Raw genomic sequence first — 15,158 nt, 5'->3', positions numbered from 1 at the left:
TATGGGGTTACCACAGCGCCACGCTGTAGCTGACCAACAGCCTCACTTCATCCGCGTCACGGGCGAAGTTGGAGCGGAAGGTGGCGTTGCGCAGGCGCACGGCGACGTTCTTCAACGGGCCGCTTTGTACCACGTACTTCAGTTCGGTGTTGCGTTCCCACTCTTTGCCTTCGCCACCGGCAGCCCGGCTGACGTTGTCACCGCTGACGTAACGGGTCATGAAGGTCAGGCCCGGTACGCCGAGCGCGGCGAAGTTGTAGTCGTAGCGCGCCTGCCAGGAGCGTTCGTCGGCACCGGCGAAGTCGTTGATCTGGACGAAGTTGACCAGGTACGGGTTGGCGCCATCCACATACGGGAAGGCGCTTTCGCCAGACAGCTGCTGCCAGGCAGCGCTGACCTTGTGCCCGCCCAGGGCATAGCTGAGCATGCCGTTGAAGGTGGTGTTGTCGATGTTGCCGGCCTTGGCGGCGCCAGCGTCGTCACTTATCGCAAGGCGCAGGTCGGCACCCAAGGTGCCCGGGCCCCAGGGTTGGGTGGCGACCATGCCGATGAAGTGCTGGCGGTAAATATCGTCGAGCTGGGCGAAGTGGTAGCTGCCGGTGATGCGGTCGGTGAACTGGTAGTCGAGCCCGCCCAGAGCCAGGTTGTCAGCGCTGAAAGTGCCACCGAAGCGGCCGTTCTTGTTGTTCAGCGTCAGGTCTTCCCAGTTGGTGTCGTTGCGGTCCTTGGCTTTGTCTATGCGGCCACCGGTGAAGGTCAGGCCCTTGATCTCCTTGGAGGTGAGCAGGCCACCCTCGAAGGTTTGCGGCAGGATACGCCCATCGTTGGGCTGCAGCGTCGGCAGGTCGGGGATCAGGGAGCCGATCTTGAGTTCAGTCTGGGAGATCTTCACCTTGCCGGTCAGGCCCAGCTTGGAGTACTCGTCGGCAGCCTTGCCGTCATCGTGGGTCGGCAGCAGGCCGCTGTTGGCACGGTCCGGGCTGGAGTCGAGCTTGATGCCGAGCATGCCCAATGCGTCCAGGCCAAAGCCCACGGTGCCATCGGTGTAGCCAGACTCGAAATTGAGCATGAAGCCCTGGGCCCATTCATCGCGCTTGGATTGCTGCGCGCTGGTGCCGTCGCGGAAGTCGCGATTGAAGTACATGTTGCGGGTTTCGAAGGTGGCCGTGCTGTCTTCAAAGAAGGCGGCCTGGCTCATCGGGGCGACACCGGCAAGCGCGAGGGCGCTGGCGATGGCCGAAGGGCGTGCGATAAAGGAACGGGTAGGCGCGAACGCCTGCGGCTGCGATGACAGCATCGTCGATGACTCCGTTTATTGTTCTTATTCGTCGCACCTTGCTGGTGCTTTTTTCGGCGCGAAGGGCGACCGTGGTGCGATGCTAGGCAACGAACCTTTCGCTAACCTTTCAGCGTGAAAGGTTTGTCACGAGGGGCTTCACAGGCGTGGTGACAGCGGTACACTCCGCGCCACCGTCCCACCCGAGCAGGGAGAATCCGATGCGTGTACTGCTGGTCGAAGACCACCTGCAACTGGCCGAAAGCGTGGCCCAGGCCTTGAAAAGCCATGGTCTGACCGTAGATGTGCTGCATGACGGCGTGGCGGCCGACCTGGCGTTGGCCAGTGAGGAATACGCTGTGGCAGTGCTGGATGTCGGCCTGCCGCGCATGGACGGCTTTGAGGTGCTGGCGCGTCTGCGAGGACGTGGCAAGACTTTGCCGGTGCTGATGCTGACTGCGCGCAGCGACGTCAAGGACCGGGTCCATGGCCTGAACCTGGGCGCCGACGATTATCTGGCCAAGCCGTTTGAGCTGACCGAGCTGGAAGCGCGGGTCAAGGCCTTGCTGCGTCGTAGTGTGCTCGGTGGCGAGCGCCAGCAACGCTGTGGGCCGTTGGTGTATGACCTGGACACCCGGCGCTTCACCCTCGGTGACGACAACCTGGCGCTGACTTCGCGCGAGCAGAGTGTGCTGGAAGCGCTGATCGCTCGTCCGGGCCGGGTGATGAGCAAGGAGCAGCTGGCTGCCCAGGTGTTTGGCCTGGACGAAGAAGCCAGCCCTGACGCCATCGAAATCTACATTCACCGGCTGCGCAAGAAGCTCGACGGGCACCCTGTGGCCATCGTCACTTTCCGCGGTCTGGGCTATTTGCTCGAGCACCGCGATGCGTGACAACGGCAGCCTGCGCGGGCGCTTGCTGGGTAATTTGGCACTGTTGCTGGTGGTGCTGATGCTGGCCAGCGGCCTTAGCGCCTACTGGAATGGCCGCGAGGCCGCCGACACCGCCTACGACCGCACCCTGCTGGCTTCGGCGAGGACCATCGCCGCGGGCCTGTCGCAGCGTGATGGTTCGTTGAGCGCGGATGTGCCTTACGTGGCGTTGGACACATTCGCCTATGACAGTGCGGGGCGCATTTACTATCAGGTGCTGGATATCAAGCAAAGGCTGATTTCTGGCTACGAGAACCTGCCGCCACCGCCGCCTGGCACGCCGCGCACCGATGACTATCCGGCATTGGCGCGTTTCTACAACGCCACTTACCTTGGCCAGGACGTTCGTGTGGTCAGCCTGCTTAAGCCGGTAAGCGAGCCGAACATGAACGGCATGGCAGAAATCCGCGTAGCCGAAACCGAGGAAGCGCGGGTGCGTATGGCCCGAGGGTTGATGGCCGATACCCTGCTGCGTCTGGGCATGCTGGCACTGGCGGCGTTGGTGATGGTGTGGTTTGCCGTGAGCGCCGCGTTGCGGCCTTTGGAGCGCCTGCGCACAGCGGTGGAAGAACGCCAGCCGGACGACTTGCGAGCGTTGCCGGTGGTACAGGTACAGCGTGAACTGAGCCCGTTGGTGCGCGCCTTGAACCACTTTACCGAGCGCTTGCGCGGCCAGTTCGAGCGCCAGGCGCAGTTCATTGCCGACGCGGCCCACGAACTGCGTACGCCGCTGGCGGCATTGAAGGCGCGGGTCGAGCTGGGCTTGCGCTCGGCCGAGCCGCAGGAGTGGCGGCAGACCTTGGAGTCTGCAGCCCAGGGTACCGACAGGCTGACCCATCTGGCCAACCAGTTGTTATCGTTGGCGCGGGTCGAGAATGGCGCACGGGCAATCGCTGAAGGCGGTGCGCAGCGTCTGGACTTGAGCCAGTTGGCCCGCGAGCTGGGCATGGCCATGGCGCCTTTGGCGCACAAGCGCGGGGTGGCGCTGGCGCTGGAGGCCGAGGCGCCGGTATGGCTGAAAGGGGAGCCGACGTTGCTCAACGAGTTGTTGAGCAACCTGGTGGACAATGCCTTGGCGCATACGCCAGCGGGTGGCAATGTGATTTTGCGGGTAATGGCGCCGGCAGTGCTGGAAGTGGAAGACGACGGGCCAGGTATTCCCGAGGCCGAGCGCGAACGGGTGTTCGAGCGCTTCTACCGGCGAAGTGCGCAGGGCAGTGGATTAGGGCTGGCGATCGTTGGCGAGATCTGTCGGGCGCACCTGGCTCAGGTGAGCCTGCATGATGGCGAGAAGGGCGGGTTGCGGGTACGGGTGAGTTTTATAGCGGATTGATGGCTTGCCTGTGTCGGCCCTTTCGCGGGCTCACCTGCGAAAGGGCCCTGGCAGGCTGTTACAGCTCAGCGCAACATGCTCCGCGCCTCTAGCAGTTCATCGACCTCCAGCTCGGTGCCAAACGGCAGCCCCAGATGGCGGTAAGCCGGTAGCGCAGCCAATGGCCGGTGGCGCCCGCGCTGGCTGATGCAGCGGGCGATCTGCACGATGTCGATGTAATCGATCTTGTCCGTCTGGCGGTCCAGGTCATGAACCTGGCTTGGCAGGTGGACCAACTGCTCCGGAAACTCCCAGGCCTTGAGGATCTTGTCCCCCAGCACCGGCTGGAGTTGCTCGATCACGTAATGCAGGCAAACCGGGTCGGACAACAGTTCGTTGTGCTCTTCGGCATAGATGAGTACCGGCAGCGCGCCAATCTGGTTGACCAGCCCACCCAAGGTGGCCTGGTCAGGCTTGAGGGGTGTAAAGCGGCGGCAGATTTCGTAGCTGATGCCCGCCACTTCCAGGCTACTGGCCCAGATATCGCGCAGTTTCTGCTCGACTGCGGACGAGCGGGCATGGAAAATCTGCTCGATCACCAGGCCGATGGCCAGGTTGCAGCTGTAGTTGATGCCTAGCCGCGTGATGGCGGTATGCAGGTCGGTAACCTCGACCGCAGCACGCAGCAGTGGGCTGTTGACGACCTTGATCAGGCGCGCTGAAAGGGCCGCGTCGCGACCGATCACCTTGCTCAGGGCCGCTACGCTGATCTCGCTGTCTTCCGCTGCTTCGCGGATGCTCAAGGCAACCTCGGGCAGGGTTGGCAGGACCAGGTCATCCTTTTCGATGGCGTCGAGCAATTGTGCTTGAACCAACTCGGCCAGCTTGTTCATGGGCATGTCTACCGCAGTGGTGGTGCGGCCCCGCCACAAGGGTGGGGCAGGCTGGTCAGCGCTGGATTTCCCGGTCGCGGTCCAGTTCGTAAGGCAGGGTCAGTACCTGCAGGCGCGGGCCTTCGAGGCTGCCCAGGTGCAGGTTGCCGTCTTCCACCGCCTCGGCGCTGAGCACCGCGAGCAGTTCGCAGCCCGCGCCGTTGCCGGCAGCAATGACCACTTCACCGACCGACGAACCATGGGTGGGCGAGAAAATCTCGGCGCCCGGGGCCGGAATGGCCTGCTGGTCCAGTGCCAGGCGGTACTGGCGGCGTTTGAGTTTGCCCAGGTACTGCATGCGGGCGACGATTTCCTGGCCGGTGTAGCAGCCTTTCTTGAAGCTGACGCCGTCGACAGCCTGCAGGTTGATCATCTGCGGAATGAACAGCTCACGGGTCGGGCCCATGACCTGGCCGATACCTGCGCGAATCTGCCCCAGCAGCCAGTCGTTGATACTGCCTTCGGGCAGCGCTGCGGCAAGGGCCTGGCGTACAGGCTCGGCTTCAGTTGCCGGCACCCACAGTTCAACCCGGCCAGCGGATGCGGTGATGGCGATCAGCCTATCATGGCGCACGGTGCTACCGGCGGCTGCGGGCACGACAAGCCCCAGCGCCTGCAGTGCAGAGTCGCCACCTTGCAGGCCGAAGCGTACCCAGGCTGTGCTTTCGTCGGTCAGCGTGGCCTTGGAGAACACGGCGTACTTTTTCAGGTCGGCCAGTTGTGCGTCGAGCAGTTCGCTGGCCATGGCCAGCAGGTAGCCGTTGCCTTCGGGCACTATACGGAAGCTCGACTGCATGCGTCCCTTGACCATGCAGCGGGCGCCGAGGCTGGCGTATTCCTGGCTGAGGTAGTTGATGTTGCAGGTCAGCTGGCCTTGCAGGAACTTGCCTGCATCGGAGCCGCGGACGGCGAGGATGCCCTCGTGGGACAGGGGGCAGAAGAAAGCGGAATCGGCCATGGGTCATCGCGGTGGCTAAAGACTGGCGGCCATCATAGAACGCCGGTAACAAAATAGGTAGGTGACTAGACCAACGCCCGGTGTCGCTTCGCGCGCCTGGCTGTATACTGGCGGCCCATTCGAGGAGGGCCCCATGGTCGAACAAACTGAACTCAACCGGCTTTTCTGGCACAGCCGCCGCGGCATGCTGGAACTGGACGTACTGCTGGTGCCTTTCACCCAGGAAGTCTACCCCACCCTCAATGAGACCGACCGTGAACTGTACGTGCGTCTCTTGAGCTGCGAGGATCAGGACATGTTCGGCTGGTTCATGGAGCGCACCGAGTCCGAAGACCCGGAACTGCAGCGCATGGTCCGCATCATTCTGGACCGTGTCCAGCCCAAGTGAGTGCTTCGAGTGCCGCTGGCAAGGCTCGCGCCTGCTGCTGGCGGTCTACCTGGCTTGTCAGGTTCTGGCGTGGCTTGCCGTGTGGGCGAGCCCGCTGCCCGGGTGGTTGGCCTTATCGGTTGTCGCCGCCTGCTCGGCCCACGCTTGCTGGGCCATTCCCCGACGTATTCTGCTGACCCATGACCATGCTGTTGTCGGCCTGCGCCGTGATGTGCGGGGCTGGCAGGTGCTCAGCCGTGCCCGTGGCTGGCAGCGGGTTCGGTTGTGCCGGGACAGCGTGGCGTTGCCACGGCTGGTGGTTTTGCGCTTTGAGCGGGTGGGGCGTTGGCTGGGACAAAGCCAGTGCATACCTCAGGATGCGCTAGGGGCTGACGAGCATCGGCGCTTGCGGGTGCGGTTGAAGTTCAGCCGGCGGCGCTGGGCCGAGGTGAGCCGGGCATAGATCAAGACCGGGTCAGCTTCTTCGCGGGCTCGCCCGCTCCCACAGGTACCGCGCAATGCTGCAAGGCAGTCAAATTCCTGTGGCAGCGGGCGAGCCCACGAAGGCCGCGACGCCGTTTTCAGAGCGGGCTGAGGATGGTGTCCTTGGCCTCGTCCAGCATCCCCGGATAATCCAGTGTGTAATGCAACCCACGGCTTTCCTTGCGCTGCATGGCTGACAGGATCATCAGCTCGGCCACCTGCGCCAGGTTGCGCAGCTCGATCAGGTCACGGCTGACCTTGTAGTTGCTGTAGAACTCGTCGATTTCATCCAGCAGCAGGCGAATGCGGTGCTGGGCCCGCTGCAGGCGCTTGCTGGTGCGTACGATGCCGACGTAGTCCCACATGAAGCGCCGCAGTTCGTCCCAGTTGTGCGCAATGATCACATCCTCGTCCGAGTCGGTCACCTGGCTGGCGTCCCAGCCGGGCAAGGCCTTGGGCAGGGCCACTTGCTCCAGGTGCGCCTGGATGTCGGCAGCGGCGGCGCGACCATAGACAAAACATTCCAGCAGCGAGTTGCTGGCCATGCGGTTGGCGCCGTGCAGGCCGGTGAAACTGGTTTCGCCGATGGCATACAGGCCAGGCACGTCGGTGTGGCCGCAGTCGTCGACCATCACCCCGCCGCAGGTGTAATGCGCCGCAGGCACCACCGGTATCGGCTGACGGGTGATATCGATGCCAAAGGCCAGGCAGCGCTCGTACACCGTGGGGAAGTGGCTCTTGACGAAATCAGCAGGCTTGTGAGTGATGTCCAGGTATACGCAGTCCACGCCCAGGCGCTTCATCTCGTGGTCGATGGCGCGGGCCACGATGTCCCGGGGGGCCAGCTCTTCGCGCGGGTCGAAGCGCGGCATGAAACGTTCGCCGTTGGGCAGGCGCAGCAGGGCGCCTTCGCCGCGCAGGGCTTCGGTGATCAGGAAGCTCTTGGCCTGCGGGTGATACAGGCAGGTGGGGTGGAACTGGTTGAATTCCAGGTTCGCCACCCGGCAGCCGGCCCGCCAGGCCATGGCGATACCGTCGCCGCAGGCACCATCCGGGTTGCTGGTATAGAGGTAGACCTTGGCCGCACCGCCAGTGGCCAGCACGGTGAAGCGCGCGCCGAACGTGTCTACCTCACCGGTGTTGCGGTCGAGCACGTAGGCGCCCAGGCAGCGTTCGCCGGGTAGGCCCAGACGGCGTTCGGTGATCAGGTCGACCGCCACCCGCTGCTCCAGCAGCTGGATGTTCGGGCGCTGGCGAGCCTGTTCCAGCAGCGTGGTGAAAATTGCCGCGCCGGTAGCGTCGGCGGCGTGGATGATGCGCCGGTGGCTATGGCCCCCTTCACGGGTGAGGTGGAACTCGAAGCCACCATCGTCGACGCTGTAGTGCTCATCGCGGGTGAAGGGCACGCCTTGCTCGATCAGCCACTGGATCGCTTCGCGGCTGTGCTCGACGGTAAAGCGCACCGCGTCTTCATGGCACAGCCCGCCGCCAGCATTGAGGGTGTCCTCGACATGCGACTGCACAGTATCGGTATTGTCCAGCACGGCAGCGACGCCGCCCTGGGCCCAGAAGGTCGAGCCATTGGCCAGGTCGCCCTTGCTCAACACGGCAACGCGAAGGTGGTTGGGGAGGTTAAGTGCCAGGCTGAGACCGGCGGCACCGCTGCCGATCACCAGGACATCATGTTGGAATTGTTGGCTCATGTCGGGACACTAGTAATCTTTGGGAGGGGCACGGCACAATGGTCACGCGCGGATGGCATTGTGAAACTATCGTTAAACGTGGTCGGATGCCTTTATAGCAGCCCCAGGTGGCCAATTTCCATGCTGCCTGCCAGGTTGCGATAACCTTTGTGGGAACTTTCCGACATGGCCGGAAATCCTATGAAGGCTGCCCGCACGCCACAATTTGCCGCGGCGACGCAGGGCGGCAGGCCTTTCCGGGCTTTACCCCTGCGTATTTGAAACCTGATTATCGACGTAGCCGGCCGTGACCGCGCCGCGTCTTCCGTGCAAGCCGACCAAGGGCTGCAGGAAACTTGCTTGGAGGGGAGAACTTTTGCGCAAAGCCCGAGTCTATGGTTGCAAGCCTGAACGATGGCTGATGCAACGCTCCTTCGAGTTCACTGAGGAGTGTTCATGCTAACCCAGGAAGAGGATCAGCAACTTGTCGAGCGCGTTCAGCGCGGCGACAGGCGAGCTTTCGATCTGTTGGTGCTGAAGTATCAGCACAAGATTCTCGGGTTGATCGTGCGGTTTGTCCACGATACCCACGAGGCCCAGGATGTAGCACAGGAAGCCTTCATCAAGGCCTATCGTGCGCTTGGCAACTTCCGCGGCGACAGTGCGTTCTATACGTGGCTGTACCGCATCGCCATCAACACGGCGAAGAACTACCTGGTGTCCCGTGGAAGACGGCCGCCAGACAGTGATGTGAGCTCCGAGGATGCGGAGTTTTACGACGGCGATCATGGCCTCAAGGATCTCGAGTCACCAGAGCGCTCGTTGTTGCGGGATGAAATCGAAGGCACCGTCCATCGCACCATCCAGCAACTGCCCGAAGACCTGCGTACGGCATTGACGCTACGCGAGTTCGACGGGCTGAGTTATGAAGACATTGCCAGTGTCATGCAATGTCCGGTGGGTACCGTGCGCTCTCGAATCTTCCGCGCTCGGGAGGCCATAGATAAAGCCCTGCAGCCGTTGTTGCAGGAAACCTGAGACAGCGGCGACAGCGCCAAGAGAGGAACCGCCATGAGTCGTGAAGCTTTGCAGGAATCGCTGTCCGCGGTGATGGATAACGAAGCGGATGAACTGGAATTGCGTCGGGTGTTGAACGCCGTCGACGAAGCCGAAACCCGTGCCACCTGGTCGCGTTACCAGGTTGCCCGTGCAGCCATGCACAAGGAGCTGCTGCTGCCTAATCTGGATATCGCCTCGGCGGTGTCTGCTGCACTGGCCGACGAAGCCGTGCCAACCAAGGTCAAGAAAGGCCCCTGGCGCAGCATTGGCCGTCTGGCGGTAGCGGCCTCGGTTACCGTGGCGGTGCTGGCTGGTGTACGTATGTACAACCAGGACGAGATCACTGGGGCTGAGCTTGCTGCCCAGCAGCCAGTCCAGCAAGGCCTGAGTGTGCCACAAGCGCAAGGCCCGGCCGTTTTGGCAGGCTATAGTGAGAGCAGTGAGCAACCGACCGGGCCAATGGCCAATGGCGTGCTGCAGAACCAGGCCGGCTGGGATCAGCGTCTGCCAGGCTACCTGCGCCAGCATGCCCAGGAATCTGCGCTCAAGGGCACTGAAACCGCATTGCCGTATGCCCGCGCCGCCAGCCTGGAAAACCGTTAAGTAAGGAGGATCATGCGCGCGCTACCTCTCCTGTCGCTGCTGATTGGCAGCTGCATGACGGTGCCAGCATTGGCGGCCAATTCTTCGCCTGAGGCGAGTGAGTGGCTGAACAAGCTGGCACAGGCCGAGCAAAAACAGAGCTATCAAGGTTCGTTCGTCTACGAACGCAATGGCAGTTTCTCCTCTCACGACATCTGGCACAGGGTCGAGGACGGCAAAGTCAGCGAGCGGCTGTTGCAGCTTGATGGCACCGCCCAGGAAATCGTGCGCGTGGATGGCAAGGTGGAGTGCGTCAGTGGGGCCTTGGCCAGCGGTGTCATGGCGCCGCCGGACACCGCACCGCGTGTGCTTGATCCGCTGAAACTGATGGGCTGGTACGATTTGAGTGTGGCAGGCAAGTCGCGGGTCGCCGGGCGCGATGCCGTGATTATCACGCTCACTCCACGCGATCAGCACCGCTATGCTTTCGAATTGCATCTGGACCGTCACTCGGGCTTGCCGCTGCGTTCGTTGATGCTCAACGACAAGGGGCAGTTGCTGGAACGCTTCCAGATGACCCGTCTCGATATCGATGACATCCCCAGCGACGCAGACCTGCGTCCAGGTGCTGCTTGCAAGCCAGTGCAGCACCTGGCGGCCGGGAGCAATGATAGCGCCGCGGGTTGGCGTTCGGACTGGCTGCCACCCGGTTTCGAGCTGGTCAACAGCTCGGTACGCCGCGATCCCAAGCGCAACAGTTCGGTCAGCAGCCTGATGTACGACGACGGCCTGGCGCGTTTTTCGGTATTCATCGAGCAAGTGAGCGATGATGGCGGCACCGACATGCGCACCCAGTTAGGCCCGACTTCGGCGGTTTCGCGTCGCCTGAATACACCAAAGGGCAAAGTGATGGTGACCGTGGTTGGCGAAATCCCGCTGGGTACGGCAGAGCGCGTCGCCCTGTCGATGCGCCCCCAGGATGCCCAGGCGCGCCAGTAATGGCACGTTTTTGCGGGTTGAGCCAAGGTGGGCGGTCATGCGGCTGAAATGAAATTAAAGCATTGTCATTTGCAATCTATCGGCAAATTTTCTATAGGTCAGGCTTTGAAGAGCCTGGCCTTTTCTGCTTTGTGCAGGGGTCTTTCTAAACTACCGCTCGTTGTGACGGGAGTCGTATGTCAATACCACGCTTGAAATCCTACCTAATAATGTTCGCTGCTGTGCTGATGCTCGGCCAGGTACTCACCGCCCAGGCCGAGGAAGCTCTGCCGGACTTCACCACCCTGGTGGAGCAGGCTTCGCCGGCGGTGGTCAACATCAGTACCAAGCAGAAGCTGCCTGACCGCCGGATCGCGGCAGGTCAGATGCCGGACCTGGAAGGCCTGCCGCCGATGTTCCGTGAATTCTTCGAGCGCAACATGCCACAGCAGCCGCGCTCGCCGCGCGGCGACCGCCAGCGCGAGGCGCAGTCGCTGGGCTCGGGCTTCATCATTTCCAGTGATGGCTATGTGCTCACCAATAACCATGTGGTGGCCGATGCCGATGAGATCATCGTCCGCCTGTCGGACCGCAGCGAGCTGAAGGCCAAGCTGGTTGGCACCGATCCGCGTACCGACGTGGCGCTGCTGAAGGTCGACGGCAAGAACCTGCCGATCGTGAAGCTGGGGGATTCCGAAAAGCTCAAGGTGGGCGAGTGGGTACTGGCCATCGGTTCCCCGTTCGGCTTCGACCATTCGGTGACCAAAGGTATTGTCAGCGCCAAGGGCCGGACCCTGCCCAATGACACCTACGTACCGTTCATCCAGACCGACGTTGCCATCAACCCGGGTAACTCCGGCGGCCCGCTGTTCAACATGAAAGGCGAAGTGGTGGGTATCAACTCGCAAATCTTCACCCGTTCTGGCGGTTTCATGGGCCTGTCGTTCGCCATCCCGATCGATGTGGCGATCGATGTCTCCAACCAGTTGAAGAAAGACGGCAAGGTCAGCCGCGGCTGGCTGGGCGTGGTGATTCAGGAGGTCAACAAGGACCTGGCTGAATCGTTCGGCCTGGACAAGCCGGCGGGTGCCCTGGTGGCCCAGGTGTTGGAAGACGGCCCGGCGGCCAAAGGCGGCCTGCAGGTGGGCGACGTGATCCTCAGCATGAATGGCCAGCCAATCGTCATGTCGGCCGATCTGCCGCACCTGGTTGGCAGCCTCAAGGATGGCGAGAAGGCCAAGCTGGAAATCATCCGCAATGGCAAACGCCAGACCCTGAACATAAGCGTTGGCGCACTGCCGGACGACGATGTCGACATCGGCACCGGTGCCGACGGCAGCGCTGAGCGTAGCAGCAACCGCCTGGGTGTATCGGTCGCCGACCTGACCGCCGAGCAGAAAAAGTCGCTGGAGCTCAAAGGTGGCGTGGTCATCAAGGAAGTGCAGGATGGCCCGGCAGCCATGATCGGCTTGCGCCCGGGTGATGTCATCAGCCATCTGAACAACCAGGCCATCGGTTCGGCCAAGGAATTCACCGAAATCGCCAAGGAACTGCCGAAGAACCGTTCTGTGTCGATGCGCGTGCTGCGTCAGGGCCGCGCCAGCTTCATCACCTTCAAGCTCGCTGAATAAGCGGTTTCGCAAGGCGAAAGGGCAGCTTCGGCTGCCCTTTTTCATGAATATTCACAATTGCGGGAATGATTGCTGTGTACAGTCGGACAGAGGAATCTCCCATAACCCAGCAGCTTAAGGTACAATTCCCGGCTATTTTTCGGCGGGCGTCCGGCTCGCAGCCTTTTCGAGTGTTGACCCGTGAGTGATTTGAGTCATATCCGCAATTTCTCCATCATCGCCCACATCGACCATGGCAAGTCGACGCTGGCTGACCGTTTCATCCAGATGTGCGGCGGCCTGACGGCGCGCGAGATGGAAGCCCAGGTGCTCGATTCCATGGACCTGGAGCGTGAGCGCGGTATCACCATCAAGGCCCACAGCGTCACGCTTCACTACAAGGCGCAGGACGGCAAGATCTACCAGCTGAACTTCATCGATACCCCCGGCCACGTCGACTTCACCTACGAAGTCTCGCGCTCGCTGGCGGCCTGTGAGGGGGCGCTGCTGGTGGTCGACGCCGGCCAGGGCGTGGAAGCCCAGTCCGTAGCCAACTGCTACACCGCTATTGAGCAGGGCCTGGAGGTCATGCCGGTCCTGAACAAGATGGACCTGCCCCAGGCCGACCCTGACCGTGTCAAGGACGAGATCGAGAAGATCATCGGTATCGACGCCACCGACGCCGTAGCCTGCAGCGCCAAGAGCGGCATGGGCGTGGACGAGGTGCTCGAGCGCCTGGTGCACACCATCCCCGCGCCGAAAGGCGAGATCGATGCACCGCTGCAAGCCCTGATCATCGACTCCTGGTTCGACAACTACCTGGGTGTGGTCTCGCTGGTGCGCGTGCGCCAGGGCCGCGTCAAGAAAGGCGACAAGATCCTGGTCAAGTCCACCGGCAAGGTGCACCTGGTCGACAGCGTCGGTGTCTTCACCCCGAAACATACCCAGACTGCCGATCTGAAAGCCGGTGAAGTAGGCTTCATCATCGCCAGCATCAAGGACATTCACGGCGCCCCGGTTGGCGACACCCTGACCCTGTCCTCGACCCCTGAGGTCGAAGTGTTGCCAGGCTTCAAGAAAATCCAGCCGCAGGTCTACGCCGGCCTGTTCCCGGTCAGCTCCGACGACTTCGAGGATTTCCGCGACGCTTTGCAGAAGCTGACCCTGAACGACTCCTCGCTGCAGTACATGCCGGAAAGCTCCGACGCGCTGGGCTTTGGCTTCCGTTGCGGTTTCCTGGGCATGTTGCACATGGAGATCATCCAGGAGCGCCTGGAGCGCGAGTACGACCTGGACCTGATCACCACCGCACCAAGCGTGATCTACGAGCTGGAGTTGAAAACCGGCGAAACCATCGTCGTCGACAACCCGTCCAAGCTGCCGGACGTCTCGGCTGTAGCCGACTTCCGCGAGCCGATCGTCACCGCGACCATCCTGGTCCCGCAAGAGCACCTGGGCAACGTCATCACCCTGTGCATCGAGAAGCGTGGCGTACAGCGCGACATGCAGTTCCTCGGCAGCCAGGTGCAGGTGCGTTACGACATGCCGATGAACGAAGTGGTGCTCGACTTCTTCGACCGTCTCAAATCCACCAGCCGCGGCTATGCTTCGCTGGACTACCATTTCGACCGCTACCAGTCGGCCAACCTGGTCAAGCTGGATGTACTGATCAACGGCGACAAGGTCGATGCCCTGGCATTGATCGTGCACCGCGACAACGCGGCCTACAAAGGCCGTGCGTTGACCGAGAAGATGAAGGAACTGATCCCTCGGCAGATGTTCGACGTAGCGATCCAGGCAGCCATTGGCGGCCAGATCATTGCGCGGACAACCGTCAAGGCGCTCAGAAAGAACGTACTGGCCAAGTGCTACGGCGGTGACGTCAGCCGTAAGAAAAAGCTGCTGGAGAAGCAGAAGGCCGGTAAGAAACGCATGAAACAGGTGGGCAATGTGGAAATTCCACAAGAAGCCTTCCTCGCCGTGCTCAGGTTGGATAGCTAGGTCCTATGTCGCTAAATTTCCCGCTGTTGTTAGTCATCGCCGTCTTCATCTGCGGTCTGCTGGGCTTGATCGACCTGCTGTTCCTGGCTCCGCGCCGGCGTGCGGCAATCGCCAACTATCAAGGCAGCGTCAGCCAGCCTGAGATGGCGGTGGTCGAACGGCTGAACAAGGAGCCGTTGCTGGTCGAGTACGGCAAGTCGTTCTTCCCGGTGCTGTTCATCGTGCTGGTGCTGCGTTCGTTCCTGGTCGAGCCGTTCCAGATCCCTTCGGGATCGATGAAGCCGACCCTGGAAGTGGGCGACTTCATCCTGGTGAACAAGTTCTCGTACGGCATTCGCCTGCCGGTGATCGACAAGAAGGTCATTGCGGTCGGTGACCCGCAACGCGGGGATGTGATGGTGTTCCGCTACCCGAGCGACCCGAATGTCAACTACATCAAGCGTGTGGTCGGCCTGCCGGGTGACGTGGTCCGCTACACCAACGACAAGCGGCTGTTCGTCAACGGTCAGTCCGTTGCCGAACAACTGGTGGGCAGCGAGCCGGGTACCCTGGGCAGCGCTCAGCTGTACAAGGAAAAGCTCGGCGAGACCGAGCACCTGATCCGCAAGGAAATGAGCCGTTATCGCATGCCGCCGGACCAGCAGTGGACCGTGCCAGCGGGCCATTACTTCATGATGGGCGACAACCGCGACAACTCCAACGATAGCCGTTTCTGGGATGACCCAAACATTCCCAAGGAACTGCACGGCATGGTTCCGGACCGGAACATTGTCGGCAAGGCCTTCGCGGTGTGGATGAGCTGGCCAGAGCCCAAGCTCAGCCACTTGCCCAACCTGTCGCGGGTTGGCCTGATCCATTGATACCCATCGGCGCTGTCCAGCAGGCAGCGCCGAATGCATTTCTGACATAGGCTGTGTTCTCAGGGATCGGGAGATTCGCCGCAGATCGATCGGCGGACCACAGCCAAACAGTCTTTCAGGATGTTG

The 15,158-nt window shown here is 62.0% G+C and carries 14 protein-coding genes; 10 read left to right on the top strand and 4 right to left on the bottom strand.

All coding sequences use genetic code 11. The annotated features are described in order from the left end of the window. Positions 1–7: 7 nt before the first annotated feature. Complete coding sequence (locus ACYCCG_RS05325; RefSeq protein WP_459669639.1) at positions 8–1,297, bottom strand: OprD family porin; 1,290 nt, start codon at positions 1,295–1,297, stop codon at positions 8–10. A 200-nt stretch (positions 1,298–1,497) separates the two neighbouring features. Here ACYCCG_RS05325 and ACYCCG_RS05320 point away from each other — a divergent pair, with 200 nt between their 5' ends. Further along, complete coding sequence (locus ACYCCG_RS05320) at positions 1,498–2,169, top strand: response regulator (RefSeq protein WP_021785746.1); 672 nt, start codon at positions 1,498–1,500, stop codon at positions 2,167–2,169. Then, positions 2,162–3,541, top strand: a complete 1,380-nt coding sequence (locus tag ACYCCG_RS05315; RefSeq protein ID WP_176682676.1) for a sensor histidine kinase — start codon at positions 2,162–2,164, stop codon at positions 3,539–3,541. The genes ACYCCG_RS05320 and ACYCCG_RS05315 overlap by 8 nt, the downstream gene beginning before the upstream one ends. A 65-nt stretch (positions 3,542–3,606) precedes the next feature. On the opposite strand, the gene ACYCCG_RS05310 is transcribed toward ACYCCG_RS05315, so the two are convergent. Then, entirely contained in the window at positions 3,607–4,413 is an 807-nt protein-coding gene (locus ACYCCG_RS05310; RefSeq protein WP_176682677.1) for an HDOD domain-containing protein, read from the bottom strand. A gap of 55 nt (positions 4,414–4,468) precedes the next feature. Continuing rightward, entirely contained in the window at positions 4,469–5,410 is a 942-nt protein-coding gene (gene ygfZ, locus ACYCCG_RS05305) for a CAF17-like 4Fe-4S cluster assembly/insertion protein YgfZ (protein ID WP_209963772.1), read from the bottom strand. Between the two features lie 133 nt (positions 5,411–5,543). Between ygfZ and ACYCCG_RS05300 the strand changes: the two genes are divergently transcribed. Together ACYCCG_RS05300 and ACYCCG_RS05295 are read left to right on the top strand one after the other, a co-directional pair. Continuing rightward, a complete protein-coding gene (locus ACYCCG_RS05300) occupies positions 5,544–5,798 on the top strand; it encodes an FAD assembly factor SdhE (RefSeq protein WP_003252043.1) in 255 nt (84 codons plus the stop codon). After that, on the top strand, positions 5,782–6,240 hold the full coding sequence (locus ACYCCG_RS05295) for a protein YgfX (protein WP_176682679.1): 459 nt from the start codon (positions 5,782–5,784) through the stop codon (positions 6,238–6,240). The genes ACYCCG_RS05300 and ACYCCG_RS05295 overlap by 17 nt, the downstream gene beginning before the upstream one ends. A gap of 118 nt (positions 6,241–6,358) precedes the next feature. On the opposite strand, the gene nadB is transcribed toward ACYCCG_RS05295, so the two are convergent. Further along, on the bottom strand, positions 6,359–7,963 hold the full coding sequence (gene nadB / locus ACYCCG_RS05290) for an L-aspartate oxidase (protein ID WP_176682680.1): 1,605 nt from the start codon (positions 7,961–7,963) through the stop codon (positions 6,359–6,361). A gap of 435 nt (positions 7,964–8,398) precedes the next feature. Between nadB and rpoE the strand changes: the two genes are divergently transcribed. From rpoE to lepB, 6 genes are all read left to right on the top strand, one after another. Next, positions 8,399–8,980 (top strand): RNA polymerase sigma factor RpoE, encoded by a 582-nt coding sequence (rpoE, locus tag ACYCCG_RS05285; protein WP_003252049.1) that lies wholly within the window; start codon positions 8,399–8,401, stop codon positions 8,978–8,980. 33 nt (positions 8,981–9,013) lie between these two features. After that, on the top strand, positions 9,014–9,604 hold the full coding sequence (locus ACYCCG_RS05280; protein WP_401097990.1) for a sigma-E factor negative regulatory protein: 591 nt from the start codon (positions 9,014–9,016) through the stop codon (positions 9,602–9,604). Positions 9,605–9,616: 12 nt separating this feature from the next. Beyond that, positions 9,617–10,582 (top strand): MucB/RseB C-terminal domain-containing protein, encoded by a 966-nt coding sequence (locus tag ACYCCG_RS05275; protein ID WP_209963781.1) that lies wholly within the window; start codon positions 9,617–9,619, stop codon positions 10,580–10,582. A 209-nt stretch (positions 10,583–10,791) separates the two neighbouring features. Then, positions 10,792–12,192, top strand: a complete 1,401-nt coding sequence (locus tag ACYCCG_RS05270; protein ID WP_422630956.1) for a DegQ family serine endoprotease — start codon at positions 10,792–10,794, stop codon at positions 12,190–12,192. Between the two features lie 180 nt (positions 12,193–12,372). Further along, positions 12,373–14,172 (top strand): translation elongation factor 4, encoded by a 1,800-nt coding sequence (gene lepA, locus ACYCCG_RS05265; RefSeq protein ID WP_176682684.1) that lies wholly within the window; start codon positions 12,373–12,375, stop codon positions 14,170–14,172. Positions 14,173–14,177: 5 nt separating this feature from the next. Continuing rightward, positions 14,178–15,032: a signal peptidase I gene (gene lepB, locus ACYCCG_RS05260; protein WP_176682685.1), complete on the top strand. Its 855-nt coding sequence runs from the start codon at positions 14,178–14,180 to the stop codon at positions 15,030–15,032. The last annotated feature ends 126 nt before the right edge of the window (positions 15,033–15,158 follow it).

The sequence above is a fragment of the Pseudomonas sp. VEM90 genome, assembly GCF_054611535.1.
This window is presented reverse-complemented; position numbering and strand designations above follow the sequence as displayed.

What these genes read in the sequence shown, in the direction of transcription:
- ACYCCG_RS05325 (WP_459669639.1), bottom strand. Translation starts at nt 1,297, where the DNA reads ATGCTGTCATCGCAGCCGCAGGCGTTCGCGCCTACCCGTTCCTTTATC.
- ACYCCG_RS05320 (WP_021785746.1), top strand. Translation starts at nt 1,498, where the DNA reads ATGCGTGTACTGCTGGTCGAAGACCACCTGCAACTGGCCGAAAGCGTG.
- ACYCCG_RS05315 (WP_176682676.1), top strand. Translation starts at nt 2,162, where the DNA reads ATGCGTGACAACGGCAGCCTGCGCGGGCGCTTGCTGGGTAATTTGGCA.
- ACYCCG_RS05310 (WP_176682677.1), bottom strand. Translation starts at nt 4,413, where the DNA reads ATGAACAAGCTGGCCGAGTTGGTTCAAGCACAATTGCTCGACGCCATC.
- ygfZ (WP_209963772.1), bottom strand. Translation starts at nt 5,410, where the DNA reads ATGGCCGATTCCGCTTTCTTCTGCCCCCTGTCCCACGAGGGCATCCTC.
- ACYCCG_RS05300 (WP_003252043.1), top strand. Translation starts at nt 5,544, where the DNA reads ATGGTCGAACAAACTGAACTCAACCGGCTTTTCTGGCACAGCCGCCGC.
- nadB (WP_176682680.1), bottom strand. Translation starts at nt 7,963, where the DNA reads ATGAGCCAACAATTCCAACATGATGTCCTGGTGATCGGCAGCGGTGCC.
- rpoE (WP_003252049.1), top strand. Translation starts at nt 8,399, where the DNA reads ATGCTAACCCAGGAAGAGGATCAGCAACTTGTCGAGCGCGTTCAGCGC.
- ACYCCG_RS05280 (WP_401097990.1), top strand. Translation starts at nt 9,014, where the DNA reads ATGAGTCGTGAAGCTTTGCAGGAATCGCTGTCCGCGGTGATGGATAAC.
- ACYCCG_RS05275 (WP_209963781.1), top strand. Translation starts at nt 9,617, where the DNA reads ATGCGCGCGCTACCTCTCCTGTCGCTGCTGATTGGCAGCTGCATGACG.
- ACYCCG_RS05270 (WP_422630956.1), top strand. Translation starts at nt 10,792, where the DNA reads ATGTTCGCTGCTGTGCTGATGCTCGGCCAGGTACTCACCGCCCAGGCC.
- lepB (WP_176682685.1), top strand. Translation starts at nt 14,178, where the DNA reads ATGTCGCTAAATTTCCCGCTGTTGTTAGTCATCGCCGTCTTCATCTGC.